A 25,100-nucleotide genomic window follows, 5' to 3' on the forward strand; every position below is an offset into this window, starting at 1 on the left:
CGCTCACCTGAGTACCCGCTGGACGTACAGTTGGCCGAAAATGACGCAGGAACAGCAGTACCAGACGACGGTCAGGAACGCTCCGCCGATCGAACCGAAAACGGCTAAGACGGTGGCGTCGGCGACTCCGCTGCTGCTGAGCGTCGTCATGTGATTCCAGAGCACGATCGGGACCGCGAACGAGACGACAACCCCAATCAGGGCAATTGCGGTCCGGCGACGAAACGAGATGAGTCCCCAACTCACCCGAAGCGACGCGAACGGACCGTAGCCGCCGATGACCGCGGCCTCCGTCGCGAGCGCGAACTTGACGATAACGGGTATTCCGAGCCCAATCGAGGCGATCCACAGGGCGGTAAGGCCGAACGGCGTCGTCAGTACGTCCGGACCCCAGACGGCAGCTACGGCACCCATTCCGACTCCCGTGAGGACACCGGTAACAAGCATCAAGATGCCGAACGTGAGGATCCACGTTCCGATCACCGCTGGGAGTCTGGCGAGGGCGTGTTGCATCGCCGTCGACGCAGCCACTCGGCGACCGCGAACACGGCCCGCAATGAGGGTGATAGCGTAGTTGCGCGCAAAGAGCCCGCCCATGAACACGAATCCGCTCAGCAGAAGTTCCACGCCGAGGGATGCGAGACGCATTCCCACCTGTAGCGACGCGAGGACGAAGACGAGAACGACGAGTGAACGACGGGTGCGTAGAATCCGACCCGACCACTGGATCGCGTCGACGAGAGATCGCCGCATCGCTCGCGACTGCACACCTCGACACTCGAGACACGCACAGCCCTCCGTATCCTCTCGGCGCTCGAGTCGCTCGATCATCGACCGACACGTTCGTCGCGGTTGCTATCAGCGTACCGATCGCTTCGCTGTGAAGACTCCTGCCGCCGTTGACGATCAGTGCGTGTCGCCAACACCGAGATAACGAACGATCGTTTCCCAGAGAGCGAACACGGCTGCAAGCGGCCCGACGGAAGCCGACAGCCGCTTGAACGCGGCTCTGAGGCCGGGCTGATCACCTTCAGTTCCCAGAAAGACGACGAGCGGTTCTCCTGTGACCGTATAGACGTTCATCTCGCGGCCCTTCTCCGAGTAGCAGGTGTCTGCAACCTCGATCAGACCCGCCTCGGTGAGGTTCTCGAGGTGGTAGCTGACGCGTTGGATCGACATCTTGAGCCGGTCCGCGAGCGCCGCGGGCGTCGAGGGCTGCTCGTTTAACTCCCGGAAGACTGCTCTCGACGTCTCAGAGGAGAGCGCGTCGAGCACGTCGTCCGTTCGGTCGTCGTCGAGATGCAAAAGTGCCGGCGGACCCGAGCGGTCGGTCGAGGCATCCGACGTTGTCGGCAACAGTCGTGACATGCAACGAGACTCTACTGGCCCGTTCGAACCCGTGGTACGTAACTGCTGCCGTTGCTCAAAATCGAGTTTGAGTTATCCGGAGAGCTAGAGCGATCGGTGGCTTCGCGTCGTGACGGTCTACTTTGTCTCGCAGATCTCGAGGAAGTTCTCGAAGATCTCCTCGCCTTCCTCGGTGTGGGCCACTTCGGGATGCCACTGGACGCCGTAGAGGTCGCGATCGGTATCGCTCATCGCCTCGACGTCACAGACGTCGCTGCGTGCGGTGAGTTCGAACCCGTCGGGGAGTTCGGTGACCTCGTCGGCGTGACTCGCCCAGACGCGGGTTTCGGGGTGGAGGCTACCGGTGAGCGGATCGTCCTCGTCGACGATGTCGACGGTCACATCGGCGTAGCCGCCGTACTCGCCGCTGCCGACCGAGCCGCCGAGTTCCGTCGCGATCAGCTGCATGCCGAGACAGATGCCGAGGACGGGGACGTCGGACTCGAGGTACTCCGCCGAGCGGCCGATCCGATCCATGTCGGGACCGCCGGAGAGGACGACGCCGTCGGCGTCGACCTCCGCGGGATCCGCGTCGTTGTCGATCAGTTCCGTCTGGACGCCGAGGTCCCGAAGCGCCCGCTGCTCGAGGTGGGTGAACTGTCCGTGGTTGTCCACCACGACGATCTTCGTCATTACGACGGTATAGCCAGTCGGCCGGTAAAAGCGGACCGGAACCGCGAGTTCGTCGGTACGTTTATGGACGCCTCCCCGGTTCGTACCCACATGGCAATCGATACGCGCGAGTTCGAGCATCCCGCCTGGCTCACCGCGGGAAGCACCGTCGCTGGCTACCTCCTGATCATCGCCGTGCTGACGGCAGCGCTGTTCGTGGTGCCGTGGCTCGTCTTCGCCGCGCTGTAAAGAGAAAACGACGGGACGAGTCGACCCGATAGTCCGATCAGGCGAACGTCTTCGAGACCTCGTCGGTCTCGTCGGTCTCGGCCTGAACCTTCTCCCAGGCGCCGCGGAAGTCCTCCATCCGGATCTCCGTGCGGTCGTCGCGGATGGCGAACATCCCGGCCTCGGTACAGATCGCCTTGACGTCGGCACCGGAGGCCTCCTCGGCCTCGGCGGCCAGCTCCGAGAAGTCGACGTCGTCGGCGACGTTCATGCCGCGGGTGTGGATCTCGAAGATAATCTCGCGGCCCTCCTGGTTGGGCTTGGGGACCTCGATGAGCCGGTCGAATCGGCCCGGCCGGAGGATCGCGCGATCGAGCATGTCGAAGCGGTTGGTGGCGGCGATGATGCGGATCTCGCCGCGGTCCTCGAAGCCGTCCATCTCGCTGAGGAGCTGCATCATCGTTCGCTGGACCTCGGCGTCGCCGGAGGTTTTCGACTCCGTGCGCTTGGCGGCGATGGCGTCGATCTCGTCGATGAAGATGACGGCCGGCTCGTGTTCGCGGGCGACCTTGAACAGGTCCCGCACGAGCTTCGCCCCCTCACCGATGAACTTGTGGACCAGCTCGGAGCCGGCCATCTTGATGAAGGTGGCGTCGGTCTGGTTGGCGACGGCCTTGGCGAGCATCGTCTTCCCGGTGCCCGGCGGGCCGTAGAGCAGGACGCCGCTCGGGGGCTCGATGCCGACGTCGTCGAACATCTCGGGCTTCTCGAGGGGCATCTCGACGGTTTCCCGCACTTCCTGCATCTGCTCCTCGAGGCCGCCGATATCCTCGTAGCTGACCTCGGGGCTTTCGGTGACCTCCATCACGCGGGCGCGGACGTCGGTCTCGTTCGAGAGGGTCTTGACGATCGACAGCGAGTTGTTGACGGCCACGCGGGCGTCGGGCTCGATGTCCTCGCGCATCTCCTCGGTCACTTCGGTCAGCGCTTCCTGGTTGTTCCCGTGTTGTTTGATAATAGCGCCTTCGTCCGTCAGTTCCTGGACCGTGGCGACAAACAGGGGAGACTGCTTGAGCTTCTTGTTCTCGTGGGTAAGCCGCTCGAGCTTCTGCTGATACTTGTTGTTCTCGGCGTTCGCATCGAGGAGCTTGTCGCGCATCTCCTCGTTTTGCGACTCGAGAATCTCTAACCGATCCTCGAGTGCCTGGATTTTCTCCTGTTGGGACGCCTCGTCCTCGTCGTAGGGGAGGTCGACGTCGTCCACAGTGTCGCTCATCACTCGTGAGTTGGGTGTTGGCTCATAAGAGGCTTCGGGTAACTACAGCCCCACAGGAATATTACCATAGGACATAGAATGAAACAGAAAATATTATCAGGCCGTATTCGCAATGAGTGTATAGGATGAGTTCTCTAGAGTCGCCACAGCCCGAACCCACGAACCGGGGGTCGTGGGACGACGTCCGCGAGCTCCCGCCGAGTGCGAAACTCGTCGCGAAAGTTCTCGAATACAACGACACCATGACCCAACAGCAGATCGCCGAGGAGACGCTTCTGCCGGCGCGGACGGTTCGGTACGCGCTGAACCGACTCGACGAGGAGCACGTCATCGACTCCCGCTTCTCGTTCTCGGACGCGCGCAAGCGTCTGTACAGCCTCGACATCGAGTCGTAACGGACGCCTCCCGCACCGATCCCGCGCGAGGGGAGTCGCTCGTTTTCGTCAGCGCACTCTACTTTCACTTCGGTCGCGGAATCCATTTAGGGCCCCGTGGTCAACTCCCGATAGATGACGCGGGTGATACACACGGGCGACACCCACATCGGGTACCAGCAGTACAACTCGCCCGAGCGACGACGGGACTTCCTCGAGGCGTTCCGGAGCGTAGCCAAGGACGCCATCGAGGGCGACGTAGACGCCGTGATCCACGCCGGCGACCTCTTTCACGACCGTCGGCCGAACCTGGTCGATCTTCAGGGAACCGTCGAGATTCTCCGGTCGCTTGAGGACGCGGACGTCCCCTTCCTCGCGGTCGTCGGCAACCACGAGGGGAAACGCGACGCCCAGTGGCTCGATCTCTTTGCCGACCTGGGGCTCGCAACTCGACTTGGCGCCGAGCCGTACGTACTCGGTGACGTCGCGCTCTACGGGCTCGATTTCGTGCCCCGATCCCGACGCGAGGACCTCGAGTACGAGTTCGCTCCGATTCCCGACGGAGCGGGACACGCCGCGCTCGTGAGCCACGGCCTGTTCGAACCGTTTCCCCACGCCGACTGGGACACCGAGCGGCTCCTGACGGAATCGACCGTCGAGTTCGACGCCGTCCTGCTGGGCGACAACCACCACCCCGACACCGCCGAGCTGCGGGAGACGTGGCTCACCTACTGTGGATCGACCGAACGCGCAAGCGCCAGCGAGCGCGAGGATCGCGGATACAACCTCGTCGCGTTCGAGCCCGGCGAGGAGCCGGCGATCCGGCGCCGAGGAATCGAGTCGACCCGCAAGTTCGTCTTCGTCGACGTCGAACTCGCCGAGGGCGAGGGCGTCGACCGGGTCCAGGAGCGGGTCCGCCAGCACGACCTCGAGGACGCGGTCGTCGTCGTCACGATCGAGGGCGAGGGGAAGCCGATCGCGCCCGCGGCCGTCGAGGAGCTCGCCGTCGACCGCGACGCGCTCGTCGCTCGCGTAAACGATCGCCGGGAGCTGCCCGACGAGGGCGAGGGCGTCTCGGTCAGCTTCGCCAACCCGGACGACGCCGTCCGCGAGCGGGTTCGCGAACTCGGTCTCAGCGACGCCGCCCTCGAGATCGACCGCACCGTTCGCGACGACGACCTCGCGGACGCGAACGTCCGCGAACGGGTCGAGCGGCGCACGCGGGAGCTGCTCGAGGACGACAAAACGGCGTTCGAACCCGCACCCGATCGGGAGCCGGGCGACGAGGACGTGTCGACGGTCGCCGATCAACTGACGGACGCGGACGACTCGGAGGTAGCCGACGTGCAGGCGAACGACGCAGGGACGACCGATTCGGCGGCGGAAGCGAGCGCCGACGAATCCGCGACGGACGACTCGAGCGCGGATTCCGAAATCGACGTCGCCGCGGCGTCGGCCGACGACGCTGCCGACGGCGACGGAGCCGAAGCGGACCGACCGTCAACCGACGAGACCGCCGATGCGGACTCCGAGGACCAGACCCAGTCGAAGCCGAGCTCCGACGGCGAGTACGCCTCGCTGGGTGATTTCGAATGAGGGTCGACCACGTTCGCCTGCGTAACTTCAAGTGCTACGGCGAGGCCGAGCTCGGCCTCGAGCGGGGGGTGACGATCGTCCACGGCGTCAACGGCAGCGGGAAGTCGACGCTGCTCGAGGCCGTCTTCTTCGCGCTGTACGGCTCGAAGGCGCTCGGCGATCGCACCCTCGACGACGTGATCACGACCGGCGAGGAGGAGTGTGAGGTCGAACTCGAGTTCACCCACGACGGCCGCAGCTACCGCGTCGAGCGACGGCTCAAGCTGCGGGGCGACCGCGCGACGACGACCAAGTGCGTCCTCGAGGGGCCGGACGGGACGATCGAGGGGGCCCGGGACGTCCGCCACGAGGTAACCGAGCTGCTGCGGATGGACGCCGGGGCGTTCGTCAACTGCGCGTACGTCCGCCAGGGCGAGGTGAACAAACTGATTCACGCCTCGCCGGGCGAGCGCCAGGACATGATCGACGACCTCCTGCAGCTGGGCGCGCTCGAGGAGTACCGCGAGCGGGCGAGCGACGCCCGGCTCGGGGTCAAGTCGGTGCTCGACGGCCAGCACGAGGTGCTCGAGGATCTCCGAACGCAGGTAAAGCGCAAGGAAGACCAGGAGCTCCACGACCGGCTGAACGCCCTCGAGTCGAGTCACGCCGACGTCGTCTCGAAGATCGAACACTTCGAGTCTCAGCGCGAGAACGCGCGGGAGACCCTCGAGGCCGCCGAAAACGTTCTCGAGCGCCACGAGGAGACCCGCGAGGAGATCGCCGACCTCGAGGAGGGAATCGAGGAGCTGCGCTCGAAGATCGCCGAGACCGAACGGAAACGGGAGAACGCCGGCGAGACCCTCCGCGAACGCAGGAGCGAACGCGAGGAACTCGAAGACGAGCGCGACGGACTGCTCGAAGAGACCGAACTCAGGACGGGCGACGCCGACGCAGTCGAGTCCCGAATCGAGGAACTGGAGGCCCGCGACGAGGAGCTCCGGGACGATCTCGAGGACGTCCGCGTCTCGATCACGGAGCGAAACGGCGAGGTCGAGCGGCTTCGCGAGGAGGCCGACGAGCTCGAATCCCAGGCCGAGCGGGCCCGCGAAGAGGCCGACGAGCTCGACGAGCGGATCGAGAACGACCGCGAGGCCATCGCGGATCGCGAGGAGACGGTCGACGACCTTGACGACGACGTCGAGTCCGCCCGCTCGGCGTTCGACGACGCATCGGTCGCGTTCGGTGAGGCCGAGAGCCACCTCGAGGAGCTGGAGAGCGACCGCGAGGAGCTGGTCTCGACGATCAACGACGTCACCGCCGAGATCCGGTCCGTCGAGAACGCGATCGAGGAGGGCGAGCGGCTCCGCGAGGCGGGGAAGTGCCCCGAGTGCGGCCAGGACGTCGCGGACTCGCCCCACGTTGACGTCCTCGAGGAGAAACGCGAGACGCTCACGAGCCTCGAGGAGCGGCTGTCGGGCCTCGAAGACGACCGCGAGGAGCTCGACGAGCGAATCGAGCGCGCCGAGTCGCTGGTCGAGGCCGAACGACGCGTCGACCGCCTCGAGGAAAACCGCGAGAACGTTGCACAGCTGCTCGAAGAGAAGCGCGAGAGCCTCGAGGACCGTCGGGAACAACGCGACCGGCTCCGCGAGGAAGCCGACGAGTACGAACGCGAGGCCGGAACGAAACGCGAGCGGGCGAGCGACCTCGAGAGCGAGGTCGCGGACGCGCGAACCGAGCTCGGCGAGATCAACGCCGAGCGCGGCGAGATCAAAGAGCGCCTGGAGACGCTTCGTCGAGCCAGCGAGATCGAGACCGAACGCACCGAACTCGACCGCGAGATCGAGACGCTGCGGGAGCGACGCGCGGACTGGGAGACGATGAACGACGAGCGCCGCGAGCAGCTCTCGGCCGACCGCGAACGCAAGCGCGAACTCGAGTCCGAGTTCGACGACGATCGGATCGAGACCGCCCGAACGAAACAGTCAAACGCCGAGCAGTACCTCGAGAAGGTCGACGAGAAGCTCGCGGCGCTCGAGGCCGACCGCGACGAGCTACAGGGGAAGATCGGCGGCGTCGAGGAGAAGATCGAGGAGCTCGAGCGGCTTCGAGACCGTCTCGAGACCGTCGAGGAAAAACTCGAGCGGCTCGACTCGCTGTACGACGAGGCCGAGACCCTGCAGACGACCTACGGGGAGTTGCGCGCGGAGCTTCGCCAGCGAAACGTCGAGACCCTCGAGCGACTTCTCAACGAGACGTTCGACCTGGTCTACCGGAACGACTCCTACGCCGCGATCGACCTCGACGGGGAGTACCGGCTGACCGTCTACCAGAAGGACGGCGAACCGCTCGAGCCCGAACAGCTCTCCGGTGGGGAGCGGGCGCTGTTCAACCTCAGTCTGCGGTGTGCGATCTACCGGCTGCTCGCGGAGGGCGTCGAGGGAACCGCCCCGATGCCGCCGCTGATCCTGGACGAGCCGACCGTCTTCCTCGACTCGGGACACGTCACACAGCTGGTCTCGCTCGTCGAGTCGATGCGGGATCTGGGCGTCGAACAGATCGTCGTCGTCAGCCACGACGAGGAACTGATCGGCGCGGCGGACTCGCTGGTCCGCGTCGAGAAGGACGCGACCTCGAACCGATCCCGGCTCGAGCGCGGCCGGCCGACGGAGGCGGCGTTGCTGACCTCGGACTAACGGGTTCGAAAACGGCGGGGAAGATCCGTCAGGAGTCGGATTCGGTCCCGGACGAACCGTCGTCGGCCGATCGAGTGGCTGCCGACTCCTCGCCGATATCCGCACCGATGGCCTCGAGCGCGGCCTCGGCGTCGTCGGTGAGTCGATACCCACGCTCGCCGGCGACGTCGGTTTCGGCGATCAGGTCCGCGGCCGTCAGCACCGTGAGTCGGCCGTGGAGATCGCTCTCGCAGCAGTCGTAGACGCCGATCATCTCGCGAACGCCAAGCGGCCCGCGCTTGCCGAGTTCGACGAGCAGCCCGAGAGCGGTCTCGTCGTGGACGGCCGACAGCAGCGTTCGGACCGGTCCCTCGACCGTCCGGGCGGCAGTCTCGAGGACGGACTCCTCGGCCAGGTGCTCGAGGCGATCGTTCTGGACGTAACACTCGTTTCCGGTTTCGGGATCACGAACGAGGCTCGCGTGCTCGGAGCGTTTGAGAAGGACGTATCGCTTCCCGGTGTCGTCTTGGACGGGTTTCATGTGCGGTCGGGGTCGTCGGGTGATCGGTGTTTGGAGTCCGGCTCCGAAGTCGTTTCGCCGGGTGTTGACGGTTCGGTATCCGTGCCGTCGTCGTCAGTGTCGGCGTCGTCGTCAGTGTCGGTGTCGTCGGCGGCTGTCGGCGGATCCTCGCGGCTCGTCGCTCGGTAGTTTCGGTAGCGGCGGACGGCGAACCCCGAGAGGACGACTCCGCCGGCGACGAGAGCGAAACCGTTTGCCGAGGGACCGTCGAAGAGCAGAAACAACACGCCGACCGAGAACGCGAGTACGGCCGCGTTGACAACGAGCACGATCGACCAGAACGCCTGTAGCAGGTCGCTCGAGACGTCGGTTTCGACCGTCGTCTCCGCGTCAGCCGACGATCCGAACTCCGAGCGCAGGTCCGACCTGAGGTTGGAGCCCGCGTCCTCGGTCGACACTCGAGGGATCGTCAGTGAGTCGCTGTCGGGGTCGGTGAACTCCTCCTCGGGATCGGTAAACTCCTCCTCGGGGTCCCACTCCTCGGGTTCGTGTTCGGATCGGTCGAACACCACACGGCCAAAGACGGGAAGCGCAAGGAAAAGGATTCGCGTTCACCCGCGGAGAGCTCTAGACGAACTCCTCGAGCGTCAGCGTTCTGTTCGCCTCGACCCACGCGAGGGGGTTCTCCGCGTCGTAGAACACGACGCCGTCCTCGATCTCGTAGGCCTCGATCGTCGCTGTGCCCTCGGGTTCGCTACTCGGTTCGCTTCGATCCGCCACCTCGTCTTCGTTGGCACGAATGGACACATCGGTCACCTCAGGGCTTGCTATGTGTTACCACATTATATGCTTTGTTCTTCCTTCAGTTTTGGGTGGTATCGTCGGGAATGGTGGGTTTTTAACCGGCGGCGCCAAACGTCGACACAATGACCGAGGCGGGCCAGACCGGACTCGCGGAGTTTTCCCGCGAGTCCTCCGAACGGCCGGACGAAGAGGCAGCCGCCGTCGCCGGCGACGGAACGGGAGAGAGCACAGCAGTGATCGACGTTCGCGAGGAGACGCTTCCGGAGCCGACGGGAGCGCTCGAGTTCGCCGTGATGCAGGTCGACTACACCATCGCCGGCTACGGCGACGACGAGCGCCCGATCATGCACGTCTTCGGCCGGACGAGTGAGGGGGAACTCGAGCACGTCCAGGTCGTCGGCTTTCGCCCGTACTTCTACGCGCCGACGGAGTCCCTCGAGCGGCCGCCCGAGGAGGCTTACGACCGACTCACCGGCAGCCGTGAGGTCGGCGAGGACGGCGAACCCTACGAGAGCATCCGCGGCGAGAAGCTGACGAAGATCTTCGGCCAGACGCCGCGGGACGTCGGACAGGTCCGCGACGAGTTCGACCACTACGAGGCCGACATCCTCTTTCCGAACCGATTTCTCATCGACAAAGACGTCCGCAGCGGGATTCGCGTCCCCGAGCGACGGGCCGACGACGACTCGCTGGTCGTTCCCCACGAGGAGGTCGAGGCGGCCGAGGTCGACGCCGAGCCCCGAGTACAGACGTTCGACATCGAGGTCGACGACCGGTCGGGGTTCCCGGAGGACGGCGAGGAACCGATCATCTGCCTCACGAGCCACGACTCCTACCGAGACGAGTACGTCATGTGGCTCTACGAGGCGCCGATCGGCGACGGGCCGATCCCCGACGCGATCGAGGAGTACGATCCCATCGAGGGACCGCTCGACCACGAGGTGCGGAGTTTCGACGAGGAGGAGGCGATGCTCGAGGCGTTCGTCGACTATATTCGGGAAACGGATCCCGACGTGCTGACGGGGTGGAACTTCGAGGACTTCGACGCCCCGTACTTCCTCGACCGACTCGAGGTGCTCCAGAGCCCGAACCACGAGTACGACCTCGAGATCGATCGCCTCTCGCGGGTCGACGAGGTCTGGCGCAGCAACTGGGGTGGCCCCGACATCAAGGGTCGGGTCGTCTTCGACCTGCTCTACGGCTACCAACGGATGGTCTTCTCCGAACTCGACTCCTACCGTCTCGACGCCGTCGGCGAGTCCGAGCTCGGCGTCGGCAAGGAACGGTACGCCGGCGACATCGGCGACCTCTGGGAGGGAGACCCCACCCAGCTGCTCGCGTACAACCTCCGGGACGTCGAGATCTGTGTCGAACTCGACCGCCAACAGAGCATCATCCCCTTCTGGGACGAGGTGCGTTCCTTCGTCGGCTGCAAGTTAGAGGACGCTCCCACGCCCGGCGACGCGGTCGACATGTACGTCCTCCACCAGGCCTACGGCCAGTTCGCCTTACCGTCGAAGGGCCAGCAGGAGGCCGGCGAGGAGTACGAGGGTGGGGCCGTCTTCGACCCGATCACGGGCGTCAAGGAGAACGTTACCGTGCTGGACCTGAAGTCGCTGTACCCGATGTGTATGACGACGGTCAATGCCTCGCCGGAGACGCGGGTCGATCCCGACGAGTACGACGGCGAGACCTACACCGCGCCGACTCAGCCCGACCCCATCCACTTCCGCAAGGAGCCCGACGGCGTGATGCGGGAGATGATCACGGAGCTGCTTGCCGAGCGCGAGGAGAAGAAGGGGCTTCGGAACGAACACGAGCCCGGAACGCCGGCGTACGAGCAGTACGACCGCCAGCAGGGTGCGGTGAAGGTAATCATGAACTGCTTCACGCCGGATACGGAGGTGTTGACTCCCGAGGGCGTCCGAGATGTCACTGATCTCGAGGTCGGCGACGAAGTGTACTCGCTCGATCCGGAAACCGAAAAACTGGAAACAAAGACTGTCGTCGAAACCCATGCCTACCCCGATTACGGCGGCGATCTGATCGATATCGAGACGAGCAAGATCGATTTCAGCGTCACGCCGAATCACCGAATGCTCGTCCGCAAGAACGAGACGAACGGGATCACGGAAGACGAATACAGGTTCGTCGAGGCGGGCGATCTCGACCGAGCGACGAACTACGAGCTTCCCCACGACTGGGAGGGTCCCGACGGGGACGAACTCGAAGAGGTCGATCTGACGGAACTGATCGACGGCGAGTACGAGGTGTGGGTCCGGCCATCAGTACACGGCCACACGTTCACCGCAGAACTGGGTTGGATACCGCGTCGCGTGCCGAAAGCCGACGTGGGGGAAGTAGGCTACGTGTTCACCGCCGAGGAGTTCGAGCAGCACCGCGAGTACATCGAGGGCGTCTGTGAGACGAGCTTCGTCCACCGTGAATCCGGCCGGAAGTGGATTCCGCGGACGTACGACGGTGACGACTTCCTCGATCTCCTTGCGTGGTTCGTAACGGAAGGAAACGTCTACACGTCCGAGGACAAGCAGTTCGGCGAGAACTTCCGTGGCTCTGCGACGACCGTCAAACTCGCGCAGGACGATCGTCCCGTCGCCGACGGAGGGGAAAATTACCATACGACGATCGGCGAACTCCTCGACGGGATGGGGTTCGACTCGTACGTCGACGATCGGTCGTACACGATCACGTCAAAGCTTCTCGGAGACCTCGTGACCGAACTCTGCGGCGAGGGGAGTTTCGAGAAACGAATCCCCGAGTTCGTCTTCGATCGGAGCCGTCGACAGAAGCGGCGGTTTCTGGACGTACTCATCGACGGGGACGGCGATCGACAGGTGAACTCGTGGCGCTACTCCACCTCGAGCGACGAGCTCCGAGACGACGTTCTGCGGCTCTGTGCACACCTCGGTCTGACCGCGAACTACAGTCGTGATAGCGACACGTGGCGGATCTACGTCACCGAAGGATCGAAGAACACGCTTCGGACGCATCGAAGTTCGTCCCGAAGCACCGCCGAAAACGGCGTCTATTGTGTTACCGTCGAGGACAATCACACGCTGCTTGCGGGACGAAACGGGAAGTTCCAGTTCGTCGGGCAATCCCTATATGGTGTCTCAGGCTGGGAACAATTCAGACTATATGATAAGGAAGCCGCATCCGCAATTACCGCTACTGGGCGCGAAGTCATCGAATTTACCGAGACTGCTGCGACTGAGATGAATTATCAAGTTACTTATGGAGACACCGATTCAGTCATGCTCGAGCTCGGACCCGACGTCTCGAAGTCCGAGGCGATAGAGCAATCGTTCGACATCGAGGAACACATCAACGACCGCTACGACGACTTCGCACGCACCGAACTCAACGCGGAGTTCCACCGCTTCCAGATCGAGTTCGAGAAGCTCTACCGACGGTTCTTCCAGGCGGGCAAGAAGAAACGCTACGCGGGCCACATCACCTGGAAGGAGGGGAAAGACGTCGACGACATCGACATCGTCGGCTTCGAGTACCAGCGCTCGGACATCGCGCCGATCACCAAGGAGGTCCAGCATCGGGTCATCGAGATGATCGTCAAGGAGGGCGATATCGAGGGCGCCAAGGAGTACGTCCAGGGCGTCATCGAGGACGTTCGCGCGGGCGAGGTGAGCCTCGACGACCTCGCTATCCCGGGCGGGATCGGCAAGCGCCTGGACAACTACGACACCGACACGGCCCAGGTTCGGGGCGCCAAGTACGCAAACCGAGTGCTCGGGACGAACTTCCAGCGTGGAAGCAAGCCGAAACGGCTCTACCTCGAGCGCGTCGATCCCGCCTTCTTCGAGCGACTCGAGGACGAGGAAGGGCTCGACGCGCGCCGGGATCCCGTCTACGGCGCGTTCAAGCGCGACCCTGACGTCATCTGCTTCGAGTACGACGACCAGATCCCCGAGGAGTTCACGGTCGACTACGACACGATGCTCGAGAAGACGCTGAAGGGGCCGATCTCGCGGATCCTCGAGGCGTTGGACGTCTCCTGGGAGGAGATAAAATCGGGCCAGGAACAGACCGGGCTCGACCAGTACTGGTAACCGTCACTCGACAACGTCGCCTCGCGGACTCGTGTGGGAGGGAATCGGCAGGTTCAGCGCCCGACGGACCGAAACCGTCGACGGTACTGCGGTTCGCATCTGTCCGTCGGCGCTTCTCGTTCGGTGAAATATTCTTGGTTATTCGAAACCGTATCCAATCGCATACGAAACCGTTATCAGGCAGACGACCCACGGTTCACACGACAGACTACTATGGCACGCCTCGAACTACGCAACCTGCACGCGGAAGTGGCGGACGGCGACGAGAAGATCCTCGAGGGCGTCAACCTCGAGGTCGAATCGGGCGAGATCCACGCCCTGATGGGACCGAACGGCTCCGGGAAGTCGACCTGTGCGAAGGTCATCGCCGGCCACCCGGCCTACGACGTCACCGAGGGTGAGGTCCTGCTCCACCTCGAGGACGACGAGTTCGGCGAGGACATCGAGATCGACGAGGACCAGCGCACCTGGAACCTGCTCGAACTCGAGCCCAACGAGCGCGCGGCGCTGGGCGTCTTCCTCGGCTTCCAGTACCCCGCCGAGATCGAGGGCGTCACGATGGTCAACTTCCTTCGCACGGCGCTCAACGCCAAGATCGAGGAGCGAGAGGAGCTCTTCGAGGGCGAAGACGGTGACGAGGAGGACGAAGAGGAGGCCGGTTTCGAGACGTCCCCGATGGAGGGAGACGTCGAGGAGGGCGAGGTCGGCGTCGCCGAGTTCCAGGAGATCCTCCAGGAGAAGATGGAGCAACTGGACATGGACGAGCGGTTCGCCCAGCGATACCTCAACGCCGGCTTCTCCGGCGGGGAGAAGAAACAGAACGAGGTCCTTCAGGCCGCCATCCTCGAGCCGTCGGTCGCCGTCCTCGACGAGATCGACTCCGGGCTCGACATCGACCGCCTGCAGGACGTCTCGAACGGGATCAACGCCCTGCGCGACGAGCAGGGCACCGGGATCCTCCAGATCACCCACTACCAGCGCATCCTCGACTACGTCGAGCCCGATCACGTCCACGTGATGCTCGACGGCCAGATCGCCAAGAGCGGCGACGCCTCGCTCGCCGAGGAGCTCGAGGACAAGGGGTACGACTGGGTCCGCGAAGAAGTCTACGGCACGGCGTAACCGAATCCGACTAGAACAACCGTAATAACGCTGCAGCCGTAAACACGAATACATACCAATCATGAGTTCCGAACAAGACCACCTCAAAGAAACCGACACCGAGGCGCGCTTCGAGTTCAAGAAGGAGCAGAACGCCGCCGTCAAGTCCGATAAGGGCCTAACCGAAGAGGTCATCCGCATGATCTCCGACGACAAGGACGAGCCCGACTGGATGCTCGAGCGGCGTCTCCGCGCGCTCAAGCAGTACCAGAACATGCCGATGCCGACGGACTGGCCCGGTCAGCCCGACCTGACCGAGCTGGACATCGAGGAGATCGTTCCCTACATCCGTCCGGACGTCGACAAGCGCGAGGGCGTCGACGACTGGACCGAGCTCCCCGACGAGATCAAGGACACCTTCGACAAGCTGGGCATCCCGGAAGCCGAGAAGAACGCCCTCTCGGGCGTCGGCGCCCAGTACGAGTCCGAGGTCGTCTACCAGAACATGCAGGAGCAGTGGGAGGAGAAGGGCGTCGTCTTCATGAACATGGACAAGGCGGTTCAGGAGCACCCTGAGCTCGTCAAGGAGCACTTCATGACGACCTGCGTCCCCCCGAGCGACAACAAGTTCGCCGCGCTCCACGGCGCCGTCTGGTCGGGCGGCTCGTTCGTCTACGTCCCCGAGGACGTCACCGTCGAGATGCCCGTCCAGGCGTACTTCCGGATGAACTCCGAGGGGATGGGCCAGTTCGAGCACACGCTCATCATCGCCGAGGAAGGCTCCGAAGTGCACTACATCGAGGGCTGTTCCGCGCCGAAGTACGGCACCCACAACCTCCACAGCGGAGGCGTCGAGGTGTTCGTCGGCGAGGACGCCCACGTCCAGTACTCGACGGTCCAGAACTGGTCGAAGAACACGTTCAACCTCAACACCAAGCGCGCGATCTGTGAGGAGAACGGAACGATGGAGTGGGTCTCGGGCTCGATGGGCTCGAAGGCCACCATGCTCTACCCGTGTACGATCCTCAAGGGTCGCGGCTCGACGGACACCCACATCACCATCGCCTTCGCGGGCGAGGACCAGGACATCGACACCGGCGCGAAGGTCTACCACAACGCGCCCGACACCAGCTCGACCATCGAGTCGAAGTCGATCGCCAAGGACGGCGGCCGCACCAACTACCGCGGTCTCGTCCACATCGCCGACGGCGCCGAGAATTCGAGCACTGCCGTCGAGTGTGACGCGCTGATGTTCGACAACGAGTCCACCTCGGACACCATGCCGTACATGGAGATCGAGGAGTCGAAGGTCGACGTCGCCCACGAGGCCACCGTCGGCAAGATCGGCGACGAGGACATTTTCTACCTCCAGAGCCGCGGTCTGGACGACGACGACGCCAAGAAGATGATCGTCGCCGGCTTCATCGAGCCGATCACGGAGGAACTGCCGATCGAGTATGCGGTCGAACTCAACCGCCTCATCGAACTCGAGATGGAGGGGAGCCTCGGATAATATGAGCGCAGGAACGCAGGTACACGCCAATCTGACCGAAGAACAGGTACGCCAGATCAGCGGCGATCTCGACGAGCCCGACTGGCTGCTCGAGACCCGTCTCGAGGCCCTCGAGGCCCTCGAGGAACTCGACATGCCCGACGTCATCCGGACGCCGGGTCGGGACTGGACGAACCTCCACGAGCTCGACTTCGAGTCGCTGGTCGATCCGCTGAACGCGGCGGAGAACAAGGATCAGGTCGGGCCCGACGAGGCAGAGGTCCTGCCCTGGAGCGAGGCCGTTGCCGAACACGAAGAGCTCCTGCAGGAGCACTTCGGCTCGATCGTCGACCCCCAGGCGAACTATCTGACGGCCCTGTCCACAGCACTGTTCAGCACCGGGACCGTGATCTACGTCCCCGAGGGCGTCGACGCCGAGGACGTGACGATCCGGACCGAGCAGAACTCCAGTTCGCTGTTCAACTACACACTCGTCGTCACCGAGGAGTCCTCCTCGGTTACGATCATGGAGCGCCAGTCGACTGGCGAGGAGGCCGAGGAGCAGTACTACAGCGGGATCGTCGAAGTCGTCGCCGGCGAGAACAGCAACGTCCAGTACGGCAGCCTTCAAAATCTCTCGGAGGAGGCCTACAACTTCGCGCTCAAGCGCGGCGACGCCGACACCTACGCCACGATCAACTGGATCGAGGTCAACGTCGGCACACAGCTGACCAAGTCCGGCGTCTCGACGGAGCTCAACGGTGACGGCTCCGAGACCCAGATCGTCGGTGCCTTCTACGGCCACAACGACCAGCACTTCGACCTCGATGCGAAGGTCTGGCACCGCGGCGAGCACACGACGGCCGACCTCGTCACCCGCGGCGTCACCGACGACGTCGCCCGCTCGGTGTACGAGGGGGTCCAGGACGTCGGTCGCGACGCGTGGGACACGAGTTCCTACCAGCGCGAGAACACGCTGATGCTTAGCGACGAGAGCGAGGCCGACGCCTCGCCGAAGCTGATCATCAACAACCACGACACCGAGGCCAGCCACTCCGCGACGGTCGGTCAGATCGACCAGGAGGATCTGCTGTACATGACCTCTCGCGGCATCTCGCCCCGGGACGCGCGCAACATGCTCGTCGAAGGGTTCTTCGTGCCCGTCCTCGACGAGATCGCGGTCGACGAGCTCCGCGAGGACCTCGAGGACCTCGTCGCGGCGCGCCTCCGGAAGCGCGACTAACGACGATCGAAGCGGTTCGGACACACCGTTTTCGTCCGTCTGACGAGCTTTTTTGTATCGAAGCCCGGTATCGACCGGTCATGCCGGGGCTGTCGGTCGCGTTCGACGCCGAAACGCTCGAGGAACTCGAGGCGGAGCGGCGACTTCTGGGATTCGAGAGCCGAGGCGCCTACGTCCGGTGGCTCGTCGACCGGCGGGACGCGCTCGAGGACGCTCGGCCTCGAGCGGACGGACTCGAGATCGAGTCCGAGGACCAGGATTCGACCGCGACGAACCCGGACGGGACGAGTGGGGCGACCGAAACCGACGGATTCGACGACGCTCCGGGATCGCTGACTCCGGAGCGTGTTACTAGAGTTTCCGAGGACGACGTCGGCGCGGACGCAACCGTCCTCGAGACGGTCCGGTTCGATCGCCTCGACGAACTCTCGCGACGAGCGGTCGCCGAGACGCGCAGTCGGCTGGATCGGGAGGTCGAGACGGGCCTCGAGTACCGATCGACGGCATCGCTCGGGCGAGAGAGCCTCCGATCCGGTGCAGACCTCGTCGATCTCGACGCGCTGTCGGTTCCGGGTCGATCCGCGGATCGACGCGAGCGGCGACGGGCCGTCGCCGGACGCGCGATCGCCTTCCTCCGCGACGAGGGCCGGGCAAGGAAGGCGACGGTCGTGGGGGAGCTGTACGACTCTTATCCTGTGGGCTACGAGACCGCCGACGGCTGGTGGACGTTTCTCAAGGACGTTTTCGAGCAGGTCGACGCGGTCGAGGGCGGTGCCGGCAGCCGCGTCTGGCGGTACGTCGGGAACACTCGAAGGCGGGATGCCTGAAGTTAAGTAGCACGCTCACCGACGGTACGTGTATGAGTCTGGGACAGCGCGTCTCGAGCGACCACCAGCTCGCCCGACTCCTCCAGATCGGGGTCGTCCTGGAGGAGGTGGTCGAGTCGCGCGCCGCCCACCACCTCGAGTCGCTGCCGGCCGACGAACGAGAGACGATCGACGACGAGGTGCGGGCGCTGCTCGCCGAAGCCGCCGAGGAGTCGGCCGAGCACCGCGAGCGCCTCGAGACGCTGGTCGACGACCTCGACGCCGAGACGGTCGCCTACGAGGAAATCAACGCCCTGGTCGACGCGCAGTACGGCCCTCCTGAGGACACCGACGGCGTGCTCTACGATCAGCTCTGCAACGAGGAGACCGCCTACAAGTTCTACGATGACCTGATCGAGGCCGTCGAGGCCTCCGACGCTGAGTTCGCCATCGACCGGGATCGGCTCCTCGAGACGCTGTACGACATCCGCGAAGAGGAACGGGAGGGCGTCGAAGACGTAACCGAGATCATGGAGCGCAGAGCATGATCGGCGTCCGGACCGATCGACGATCGGCGGATCGCAGCCAGACCGACACCGACGGAGGGACGCGATGAACACCGCAGACCAGTATCTCAAGGCGATCTACCTCGCACAGCGCATCGATGACGGTCCGGCCTCGACCGGCACGCTCGCAGACCTGCTCGAGGTCAGCCCGGCCAGCGTCAACGAGATGATCGGCAAGCTCGAGGAACGTGGCCTCGTCGAACACGAGAAGTACAAGGGAGCCAGTCTGACCGACGAGGGGCTCGAACGCGCCCACGACGCCCTCCAGACCTACTGTATCATCGAGCGGTTTCTCGCGAACGTCCTCGAGGTCGAGGAGTTCCGCGAGGAGGCCCACGCGCTCGAGGCGGTGATCGACGACACCGTCGCGGAGCGCCTCGACACGATCATCGACCGCCCCGAGGAGTGTCCGGACTGTTTCGACCCCGAGGCCGACTGCTGTAAGTACCTCGAGGTCCCCACCAGGGCAGATTAGCGAGTTCCCGACGACGGACCGTTTCGGGCGAGAATCGGACTACTCCGAGCCGAATCGCACGTACCGGTGGCCGACGACCGCCGCAACCACGAGTGCGGCGACGACCGCGGCGGAGAGTTCGAACGGGAGCGACCAAGCGTCGTCCTCGTCCCGATCGCTCTCGAAGACGTCGGCGTAGTACGCCGCCGCGTCGGTTCCGTGCAGGGCAAGCAACACCTCGCGGTTGTTCTGCAGCGAGTTCTCGTTCCAGTTCGCGCTCCCGACGACGGCGACCTCGCGGTCGATCACGATCCCCTTCGCGTGGATCTTCTCGAAGGCGTCTGTGTCCTCGGCGAGTTCGGCCTCGAGCGATAACTCCTCCTCGTCGGCCGTGCGCTCGAGATCGGCCGCCAGCGTCTCGTGTTCGTCCTCGACGTACCAGCTCGAGTCGAGCAGGATTCGGACGTCGACGCCGCGCCGGGCCGCGTCGAGCGTCGCCTCGAGCAGGGAGACGTCGTCGGCGATACTCGCTTGCTTGATGAGGATCTCGTCGTCGGCGCCGTCGAGCAGCTCCAGCAGCCGCGGTTCGGCGTTCTCCGGCGCGAGCAGGAGTTCGGCGGCGTCGACCGAGACGGTCTCCGCTCCGTGATTCGTCGGGAACTCCCGCGGCGGCGCGGCGTCGTCCTCGACGAACGAGGCGTCCTCACGGAAGCTCGCTCCCGACTCGGCGTCCCAGCCTCCGAAGTCCGCCCGAAAGATCGCGGCCAGTTCGTCCGCGAGCGCGTCGTCCGCGAGACGGACGCCCCAGCCGCGACTCGACTCGCCGCCGACACCCGCGGGCTTCCAGTTCTCGCTCGTCACGAGGACCGACTCGTCCGCGACCGCGTACTTCGGATGGTGAAACCGGTAGCGCGCCCCTTCACCGCCGACGAACCGAACGTCGACGCCGCCGCGTTCGAGCGTCTCGACGACGGACTCGGTCGCCGCGGGCGTCCCGCCGACGGGTCCCGACTCGAGCAACACCGCGACGTCGACGCCGCGGTCGGCGGCCGCGACGAGGTCGGCGGCGACGTCCTCGTCGGTGAACGTGTAGCCGGCCAGCAGGAGTCGATCGTCGGCCTCCCGAATCGTCTCCTGTGGAACGTCGGGGTTGTCGGGAAGAACGAACGTGGTCGCCTCGTCAGTGTCGACGGTCGACGACGGAAGACAGGTCGCGCCGCGGGGCCACCACTCGCCGCTGCCGGGTGTCTCGTCGGTCGGCTCGCTACCGTCGGTCTCGGCCGTTCGGTACCACCGCTCGGCCGTCGGTGCGCGGTCGTAGGCCACCGTATCTATCGTTCGGCTTCCGTTTCGGAGCTCGAGGTCGTCCCCGTCGGCAGCGAGTCGCACCGTTCCCTCGAGCTCGCCGACCGGATCGTCCGTCAGCTCGCGGGTCTCTTCGGGATCGGTCGTGAGCGCGATCCGCCCGGACACCGTCTCGTTCGGGAGTCCTGCGGTCGTGTGGCCGTCGCTGAGCGACCAGTTCTCGAGGTCGGTCTCCGAAGGGATCTCGACGACGAGGTATTCGCCGACGTTTCCGTGTGCCGTTGGGTTCGGATATAGCTCGACGATTCGAGGACCATCGTCTGTTTCGGTAGCGTCGATCGGTTGCGGACAGCGGAGCCCGTCGGCTTCGGCTGTCGGCTGCGAACGCTCGGCTGTCGCGCCCGAACCGTCGAGCCCCGACGAGGGAGATGCGGCGCCGAGACCCGTCATGAGCGGGGTTCCAAAGAGAGTACCGAGCAGGGCCGTCGCGCAGAGTACGAGCGCGACTCGCCTGGAGACCATCGGCTCTCCTGGCCGCGCTCTCGGATATAAACCTGCGGAGAGAAGGAGTGACGATCAGGCAGCCGGCTCGAGGTCGGCGCGCTCGGCTTCGGCCTGGACGAGGTAGGCGCGGTCGTCGGCGTAGTCGGCGACGATCTCGAGGGCCTCCTTCGTGCCGATCTGGTTGAGCGCCCACGCGGCGCTGGCCCGGACGCGGTCGGCGTCGTCGTCCTCGAGGACGTCCGAAAGCGGCTTGATTGCCCGCGTGTCACCGATCAGTCCGAGCGAACGCGCGGCGTTGCTGCGAACGGCCGGCTCGTCGTTGGTGGCGAGCTCCTCGGCGATCGGCTGGACAGCGTCCTCGGCGCCGATTTCGCCCAGGGCCCTGAACGCAGGCCGCTGGAGCTGGATGTTCGAGTCGACGTAGTCGAGCAGCGCATCGACGACCTGTTCGTCGTCGGCGCCGATCTTGCCGAGGATGCTCATCGCCTTGGTGTCCCGTCGGCTGGCCTTCTGGATCATCGGCTCGATGGCCTCCTCGCGGCCCATTCGCTCGAGGGCCTCCATGCAGTGGTCCTCCATGAACTCCGATCCCAGGGAGTCGAGTGCGAGCAGGATCATCTCGACGTTGCCCTGCTTCTCGTGGACTTTGAGAGCGTGCCACTCCGGCGGGAAGTCCTTGACGTGGTCGAGGACGTCGTAAAAGCCCTCACGGCGGAGTTGCTCGCGGACCTTCAGGTCGGTCCACTCGGTGGCGTCGTCGACGCCGTCCTCGAGGTCGTCGGTCGCCTCGAGCAGCGCGGCGATCGTCTCGGCGTCCTCGTCGGGATCGAGGTCGGCGTCCTCGACGGCGTCGGTGACGTCCTCGAGCGTCGCCGCGAGCCGCTCGGGAACGCCCTCGTCCTCGTCGGGAGCGTCCTCGCGGAGTTCGGCACACTCGGTGGGCTCGAGGTCATCGGGGACCGAAACGGACGCGCCGAGCAGGTCGTTCGCGTCCGCGACGAACGCCTCGACGGGGTCGATCAGCTCCTCCTCGCCCTCGATCGTCCAGCGGGTGCCGGTGATGGTCCCGGCGACGCCGTTTATCTCGCCGATCACGTCCTCGGCGTAGGGACCGCGCTGGTCCTCGAGGTCGTCCTCGAGGTCCTCGAGGTCGTCCTCGATCTCGTCGTAGCGGTCCTGGAGCTCCTCCTCGGGGTGGACGACGTCTTCTTCCTCCTCGTCTTCGTCGTCCTCCTCGGGCGGTTCGGGAATCTCGAGGGCCTCGAGCTCCTCGCGGAACGCCTCGAGTTTCGGCTCGACCTCGTCGAGGTCGTCCTCGGTCTCTGCGGCCTCGAGTTCGGCCTCGAATTCCTCGGTCTGGGTCTCGAAGGCGGCGAGCTGGCCGCGGATCGCCTCGAGTTCGTTCGCATCCTCGTTTAGGTCTTTCTCGTCTTCCGCGTCCGCTTCGTCCTCTGGGTCTTCGGCCGACTCTGACTCCTCCTCGGTCCCGTCTTCGTCGGATTCCGCTTCCTCCTCGGTTTCGGCCGCCTCTGTTTCGGGTTCCTCGTCGGCCGTTTCCCGCTCGTCCGGCTCGTCGGCCGGCTCCTCGTCACCGTTCGCCTCGTCCTCGCTCATGGAATCACCCGGGGACGACACCGACGCGTGACTTCGTTCATACGTACAGGTCGTGTCAGCACGTTCCTAAGCGTTTCCATGCAGGTCGGTTTCGGCCGGACGGGGTTCGGGGCGCCAGTAGAGCCAGGGACTCAGCGTCATGTACGCGATCCCGAGGGTCAACAGGGCGTAGGGGAAGGTTCGGCCGGCGGCCGTCGGCACGAGGATCGCCAGCGCGTGGACAACCCCCATGATGGCGGCGTCTCGAGCCAGCAGATCCGGATACGGAATCCGCGAGACCATCAGATACGTGAAGGTGGCCGTGATCGCCAGGATGAGCACGGGGGCATCGGCGGGGTCGCCGGCGAGGATGGCGGCGCCGATGATCGTCGCGGCCAGCGTCGTCTGGACCCCCTCGGTGTAGCTACCGGTCGTGTCGTAGGCGGTGTACAGCCCCAGGCGGGTGACGGCCATCGCGACGAACAGCGCACAGACCGCCGTGACCACGAGCAACTCGGCAGTGACGGCGTCGAAGCTCAGTCCGAGCCCGTCGCTGACGACGACGAACGCGAGGACGGCCGGAGCGACGGCGAACGAGGAGACGTCGGCCAGCGAGTCGAGGTAGGGCCCTGCCTCGGTCCCGCCGTACCGGCGCGCGAGCAGGCCGTCGAGGCCGTCGGCGATCGCCGCCAGCAGGATGAGCCGCGCCGCGAGTTCGATATCGACGAACGCGACGACGATCGCGACGAAGCCGAGCGTCGCGTTGGCGATCGTCACCGCGTCCGCGACCCCCAGTCGTCCGACGAACCGCGGAAGCATACTCCTCGATTCGAGTGGCGGCCACCTTACTGTTTTCGTTTCGGGGGGCGGTGAACTAATCCGGCCGACGGTCGAATCGAACCCGACGGGACCCGGGACCGAATCGAATCCGTTCGGACAGTCGACCGCGTCACGTCCGCCTCCGAACGTGTTCGACACTACAGGACAGGCTCGAGATGCGAACCGGGCCCGTTATACCGTGACCGTCCTAACGCTCGCGTATGCACCGGCGCGTCTACCTCGCCACCGTCGGGACCGCCGCCTCGGCCAGCCTGGCCGGTTGCTCGTCCGTCCTCAGCGTCTTCGACGACGATGACGACGGCCCGTGTGCCGGCGAGGAGTGTGACATCGGGATGAGCCGCAACGAGTTCCTCCCCGAGACGTACACCGCGAGCGTTGGCGAAACCGTCGTCTGGAAGAACACGAGCGGGGCCGATCACACCGTTACCGCCCTCGAGAACCAGATCCCCGACGACGCCGCGTACTTCGCAAGCGGCGGCTACGAGGACGAGGACACGGCGATCGACGCCTGGCACGAGTACCGCGGCGGACGGCTCGGAACGCGGGACACGTACGAGCACACCTTCGAAGTTCCCGGGACGTACGCCTACATCTGCGAACCCCACGTCAAAGGCGGGATGATCGGCGAAGTCGTCGTCGAGTAGCCCGCGCGACGCGGTTCTTTTCTCACAGAAGACCGTGGGCTCGGCCATGAACGTCCGTCAGGTAATTCCCAGGGACGCGATTCCGAGCATCGACGAGCCGACGTTCGGGACCGAACGGGTCGGCGACCCCGACGACGAGGTGGTCGTCGTCGAGACCTCCCCGCCGAAAGCGTACCCGGTCCGCGTGCTAAACTACCACGAAATAGTCAACGACGCCGCCGACGGAGAGCCGATCGCGGTCACGTGATGTCCGCTCTGCGGGAGCGCCGTCGTCTACGATCGAACGGTCGAGTTCGGCGTCAGCGGAAAGCTCGCGGACGATGACCTGGTGATGTACGACCGCGAAACCGGTTCCGAGTGGAAACAGTCGTCGGGCAAGTGTATCGACGGCCCGCTGCGAGGACGGAAGCTGCGGATTCGGCCGGCTGCGGTCCTCTCTCTCTGGAGTCGTTTCGCGAGCGCTATCGTGACGGGCTGGTGCTACAGCCTCCCGAGAACGCGACGAGCGAAGCCGCGAGCGACGGCGACGAGCCGGCTCCGGTCGACTACGATGAGACTCCGTACGCAGGGTACTTCGAGAGCAACGGGTTCGGCCTTGCGGCCCACCGGGGAACGGACGGCGAACGGTCCTGGGACCACTCCGACTTCGACCCCAAGACCGTCGTTTTCGGTCTCGAGGTCGGCTCCGAAGCGCGCGGCTACCCCTTCCGACAGGTGGAGGCAGCGGGCGGGGTCGTCCACGAGACCGTCGGTGGTACCGATATCGTCGTCCTCGCGACCGGCGAGGGAATTCACGCGTTCGAGAACCCGGGTTTCGAGTTCGAGAGGACCGACGACGGGACGGTCCGCGCCGACGGGGCCGCGTGGGACGCCGCCACCGGATCGGCTGCGGACGGCCGACGGCTCGACCGACTTCCGGCCCGGCGGCTGTTCGCGTTCGCCTGGCGGGACGATCACGGCGTCGACTCGTTTTACCGTCGGCAGTAAAAATCG

At 65.1% G+C, this 25,100-nt stretch carries 22 protein-coding genes and 1 pseudogene; 13 read left to right on the top strand and 10 right to left on the bottom strand.

What is annotated here, in order from left to right; translation table 11 throughout:
* Positions 1–3 precede the first annotated feature (3 nt).
* From ACFEMD_RS13435 to ACFEMD_RS13445, 3 genes are all read right to left on the bottom strand, one after another.
* Positions 4–831: a hypothetical protein gene (locus tag ACFEMD_RS13435; protein WP_394741494.1), complete on the bottom strand. Its 828-nt coding sequence runs from the start codon at positions 829–831 to the stop codon at positions 4–6.
* 75 nt (positions 832–906) lie between these two features.
* Positions 907–1,275 (bottom strand): ArsR/SmtB family transcription factor, encoded by a 369-nt coding sequence (locus ACFEMD_RS13440; protein WP_394741495.1) that lies wholly within the window; start codon positions 1,273–1,275, stop codon positions 907–909.
* Between the two features lie 210 nt (positions 1,276–1,485).
* On the bottom strand, positions 1,486–2,040 hold the full coding sequence (locus tag ACFEMD_RS13445; RefSeq protein ID WP_394741497.1) for a GMP synthase subunit A: 555 nt from the start codon (positions 2,038–2,040) through the stop codon (positions 1,486–1,488).
* Between the two features lie 90 nt (positions 2,041–2,130).
* On the opposite strand from ACFEMD_RS13445, the gene ACFEMD_RS13450 reads away from it, so the two are divergent.
* Positions 2,131–2,268 (top strand): hypothetical protein, encoded by a 138-nt coding sequence (locus tag ACFEMD_RS13450; protein WP_278291453.1) that lies wholly within the window; start codon positions 2,131–2,133, stop codon positions 2,266–2,268.
* A 37-nt stretch (positions 2,269–2,305) separates the two neighbouring features.
* Here ACFEMD_RS13450 and pan1 read toward each other — a convergent pair whose 3' ends face one another.
* A complete protein-coding gene (gene pan1 / locus ACFEMD_RS13455) occupies positions 2,306–3,523 on the bottom strand; it encodes a proteasome-activating nucleotidase Pan1 (protein WP_394741498.1) in 1,218 nt (405 codons plus the stop codon).
* A gap of 125 nt (positions 3,524–3,648) precedes the next feature.
* On the opposite strand from pan1, the gene ACFEMD_RS13460 reads away from it, so the two are divergent.
* The 3 genes from ACFEMD_RS13460 to rad50 all read left to right on the top strand — a co-directional run bounded on the left by ACFEMD_RS13460 (position 3,649) and on the right by rad50 (position 8,168).
* Entirely contained in the window at positions 3,649–3,918 is a 270-nt protein-coding gene (locus ACFEMD_RS13460; protein WP_005553676.1) for a MarR family transcriptional regulator, read from the top strand.
* 114 nt (positions 3,919–4,032) lie between these two features.
* On the top strand, positions 4,033–5,493 hold the full coding sequence (mre11, locus tag ACFEMD_RS13465; RefSeq protein ID WP_394741499.1) for a DNA double-strand break repair protein Mre11: 1,461 nt from the start codon (positions 4,033–4,035) through the stop codon (positions 5,491–5,493).
* The gene (gene rad50 / locus ACFEMD_RS13470) at positions 5,490–8,168 is read left to right on the top strand and encodes a DNA double-strand break repair ATPase Rad50 (protein ID WP_394741500.1); all 2,679 of its coding nucleotides are present in this window, start codon (positions 5,490–5,492) and stop codon (positions 8,166–8,168) included. The genes mre11 and rad50 overlap by 4 nt, the downstream gene beginning before the upstream one ends.
* Before the next feature lie 28 nt (positions 8,169–8,196).
* On the opposite strand, the gene ACFEMD_RS13475 is transcribed toward rad50, so the two are convergent.
* Genes ACFEMD_RS13475 through ACFEMD_RS13485 form a run of 3 tightly spaced genes read right to left on the bottom strand, consistent with a single transcriptional unit; the run spans position 8,197 to position 9,483 of the window.
* Complete coding sequence (locus ACFEMD_RS13475; RefSeq protein ID WP_394741501.1) at positions 8,197–8,688, bottom strand: DUF7346 family protein; 492 nt, start codon at positions 8,686–8,688, stop codon at positions 8,197–8,199.
* Positions 8,685–9,239: a DUF7322 domain-containing protein gene (locus ACFEMD_RS13480; RefSeq protein ID WP_394741502.1), complete on the bottom strand. Its 555-nt coding sequence runs from the start codon at positions 9,237–9,239 to the stop codon at positions 8,685–8,687. The genes ACFEMD_RS13475 and ACFEMD_RS13480 overlap by 4 nt, the downstream gene beginning before the upstream one ends.
* A gap of 55 nt (positions 9,240–9,294) precedes the next feature.
* Positions 9,295–9,483 (bottom strand): DUF7331 family protein, encoded by a 189-nt coding sequence (locus tag ACFEMD_RS13485; RefSeq protein WP_394741503.1) that lies wholly within the window; start codon positions 9,481–9,483, stop codon positions 9,295–9,297.
* 110 nt (positions 9,484–9,593) lie between these two features.
* Between ACFEMD_RS13485 and ACFEMD_RS13490 the strand changes: the two genes are divergently transcribed.
* The 7 genes from ACFEMD_RS13490 (at position 9,594) to ACFEMD_RS13520 (ending at position 19,242) form a co-directional block, all read left to right on the top strand.
* Entirely contained in the window at positions 9,594–13,559 is a 3,966-nt protein-coding gene (locus ACFEMD_RS13490; RefSeq protein ID WP_394741505.1) for a DNA polymerase domain-containing protein, read from the top strand.
* A 213-nt stretch (positions 13,560–13,772) separates the two neighbouring features.
* Entirely contained in the window at positions 13,773–14,681 is a 909-nt protein-coding gene (locus ACFEMD_RS13495) for an ABC transporter ATP-binding protein (RefSeq protein ID WP_394741506.1), read from the top strand.
* 61 nt (positions 14,682–14,742) lie between these two features.
* On the top strand, positions 14,743–16,173 hold the full coding sequence (gene sufB / locus ACFEMD_RS13500; RefSeq protein WP_394741507.1) for a Fe-S cluster assembly protein SufB: 1,431 nt from the start codon (positions 14,743–14,745) through the stop codon (positions 16,171–16,173).
* A gap of 1 nt (position 16,174) precedes the next feature.
* Positions 16,175–17,395, top strand: a complete 1,221-nt coding sequence (gene sufD, locus ACFEMD_RS13505) for a Fe-S cluster assembly protein SufD (protein WP_394741509.1) — start codon at positions 16,175–16,177, stop codon at positions 17,393–17,395.
* A gap of 80 nt (positions 17,396–17,475) precedes the next feature.
* Positions 17,476–18,222: a hypothetical protein gene (locus ACFEMD_RS13510; protein ID WP_394741511.1), complete on the top strand. Its 747-nt coding sequence runs from the start codon at positions 17,476–17,478 to the stop codon at positions 18,220–18,222.
* A gap of 32 nt (positions 18,223–18,254) precedes the next feature.
* Positions 18,255–18,749: a ferritin-like domain-containing protein gene (locus tag ACFEMD_RS13515; protein ID WP_394741513.1), complete on the top strand. Its 495-nt coding sequence runs from the start codon at positions 18,255–18,257 to the stop codon at positions 18,747–18,749.
* A gap of 64 nt (positions 18,750–18,813) precedes the next feature.
* Positions 18,814–19,242 carry a metal-dependent transcriptional regulator gene (locus ACFEMD_RS13520; protein ID WP_005553659.1) on the top strand — a complete coding sequence of 143 codons (429 nt, stop codon included), beginning with the start codon at positions 18,814–18,816 and terminating at the stop codon, positions 19,240–19,242.
* Positions 19,243–19,281: 39 nt separating this feature from the next.
* On the opposite strand, the gene ACFEMD_RS13525 is transcribed toward ACFEMD_RS13520, so the two are convergent.
* The 3 genes from ACFEMD_RS13525 to ACFEMD_RS13535 form a co-directional block, all read right to left on the bottom strand.
* Positions 19,282–21,048, bottom strand: coding sequence for a phospholipase D-like domain-containing protein (locus tag ACFEMD_RS13525; RefSeq protein ID WP_394741515.1), 1,767 nt, complete (start codon positions 21,046–21,048; stop codon positions 19,282–19,284).
* 54 nt (positions 21,049–21,102) lie between these two features.
* Complete coding sequence (locus ACFEMD_RS13530; RefSeq protein WP_394741516.1) at positions 21,103–22,644, bottom strand: HEAT repeat domain-containing protein; 1,542 nt, start codon at positions 22,642–22,644, stop codon at positions 21,103–21,105.
* A gap of 66 nt (positions 22,645–22,710) precedes the next feature.
* Entirely contained in the window at positions 22,711–23,442 is a 732-nt protein-coding gene (locus ACFEMD_RS13535; protein WP_394741518.1) for a protein sorting system archaetidylserine synthase, read from the bottom strand.
* A 221-nt stretch (positions 23,443–23,663) separates the two neighbouring features.
* Between ACFEMD_RS13535 and ACFEMD_RS13540 the strand changes: the two genes are divergently transcribed.
* Positions 23,664–24,107 carry a cupredoxin domain-containing protein gene (locus tag ACFEMD_RS13540; protein WP_278294113.1) on the top strand — a complete coding sequence of 148 codons (444 nt, stop codon included), beginning with the start codon at positions 23,664–23,666 and terminating at the stop codon, positions 24,105–24,107.
* Positions 24,108–24,153: 46 nt separating this feature from the next.
* Positions 24,154–25,094: pseudogene (locus ACFEMD_RS13545) on the top strand (DUF3179 domain-containing protein).
* The last annotated feature ends 6 nt before the right edge of the window (positions 25,095–25,100 follow it).

This window comes from Natronococcus roseus, assembly GCF_043677095.1.
GTDB lineage: Archaea > Halobacteriota > Halobacteria > Halobacteriales > Natrialbaceae > Natronococcus > Natronococcus roseus.

Coding starts and splice junctions, on each gene's coding strand:
- ACFEMD_RS13520 (WP_005553659.1), top strand. CDS start 18,814: ATGAACACCGCAGACCAGTATCTCAAGGCGATCTACCTCGCACAGCGC.
- ACFEMD_RS13435 (WP_394741494.1), bottom strand. CDS start 831: ATGATCGAGCGACTCGAGCGCCGAGAGGATACGGAGGGCTGTGCGTGT.
- ACFEMD_RS13535 (WP_394741518.1), bottom strand. CDS start 23,442: ATGCTTCCGCGGTTCGTCGGACGACTGGGGGTCGCGGACGCGGTGACG.
- ACFEMD_RS13515 (WP_394741513.1), top strand. CDS start 18,255: ATGAGTCTGGGACAGCGCGTCTCGAGCGACCACCAGCTCGCCCGACTC.
- ACFEMD_RS13450 (WP_278291453.1), top strand. CDS start 2,131: ATGGCAATCGATACGCGCGAGTTCGAGCATCCCGCCTGGCTCACCGCG.
- ACFEMD_RS13460 (WP_005553676.1), top strand. CDS start 3,649: ATGAGTTCTCTAGAGTCGCCACAGCCCGAACCCACGAACCGGGGGTCG.
- ACFEMD_RS13540 (WP_278294113.1), top strand. CDS start 23,664: ATGCACCGGCGCGTCTACCTCGCCACCGTCGGGACCGCCGCCTCGGCC.
- ACFEMD_RS13475 (WP_394741501.1), bottom strand. CDS start 8,688: ATGAAACCCGTCCAAGACGACACCGGGAAGCGATACGTCCTTCTCAAA.
- ACFEMD_RS13530 (WP_394741516.1), bottom strand. CDS start 22,644: ATGAGCGAGGACGAGGCGAACGGTGACGAGGAGCCGGCCGACGAGCCG.
- ACFEMD_RS13525 (WP_394741515.1), bottom strand. CDS start 21,048: ATGGTCTCCAGGCGAGTCGCGCTCGTACTCTGCGCGACGGCCCTGCTC.
- ACFEMD_RS13495 (WP_394741506.1), top strand. CDS start 13,773: ATGGCACGCCTCGAACTACGCAACCTGCACGCGGAAGTGGCGGACGGC.
- ACFEMD_RS13510 (WP_394741511.1), top strand. CDS start 17,476: ATGCCGGGGCTGTCGGTCGCGTTCGACGCCGAAACGCTCGAGGAACTC.
- ACFEMD_RS13490 (WP_394741505.1), top strand. CDS start 9,594: ATGACCGAGGCGGGCCAGACCGGACTCGCGGAGTTTTCCCGCGAGTCC.
- sufD (WP_394741509.1), top strand. CDS start 16,175: ATGAGCGCAGGAACGCAGGTACACGCCAATCTGACCGAAGAACAGGTA.
- pan1 (WP_394741498.1), bottom strand. CDS start 3,523: ATGAGCGACACTGTGGACGACGTCGACCTCCCCTACGACGAGGACGAG.
- ACFEMD_RS13445 (WP_394741497.1), bottom strand. CDS start 2,040: ATGACGAAGATCGTCGTGGTGGACAACCACGGACAGTTCACCCACCTC.
- rad50 (WP_394741500.1), top strand. CDS start 5,490: ATGAGGGTCGACCACGTTCGCCTGCGTAACTTCAAGTGCTACGGCGAG.
- sufB (WP_394741507.1), top strand. CDS start 14,743: ATGAGTTCCGAACAAGACCACCTCAAAGAAACCGACACCGAGGCGCGC.
- mre11 (WP_394741499.1), top strand. CDS start 4,033: ATGACGCGGGTGATACACACGGGCGACACCCACATCGGGTACCAGCAG.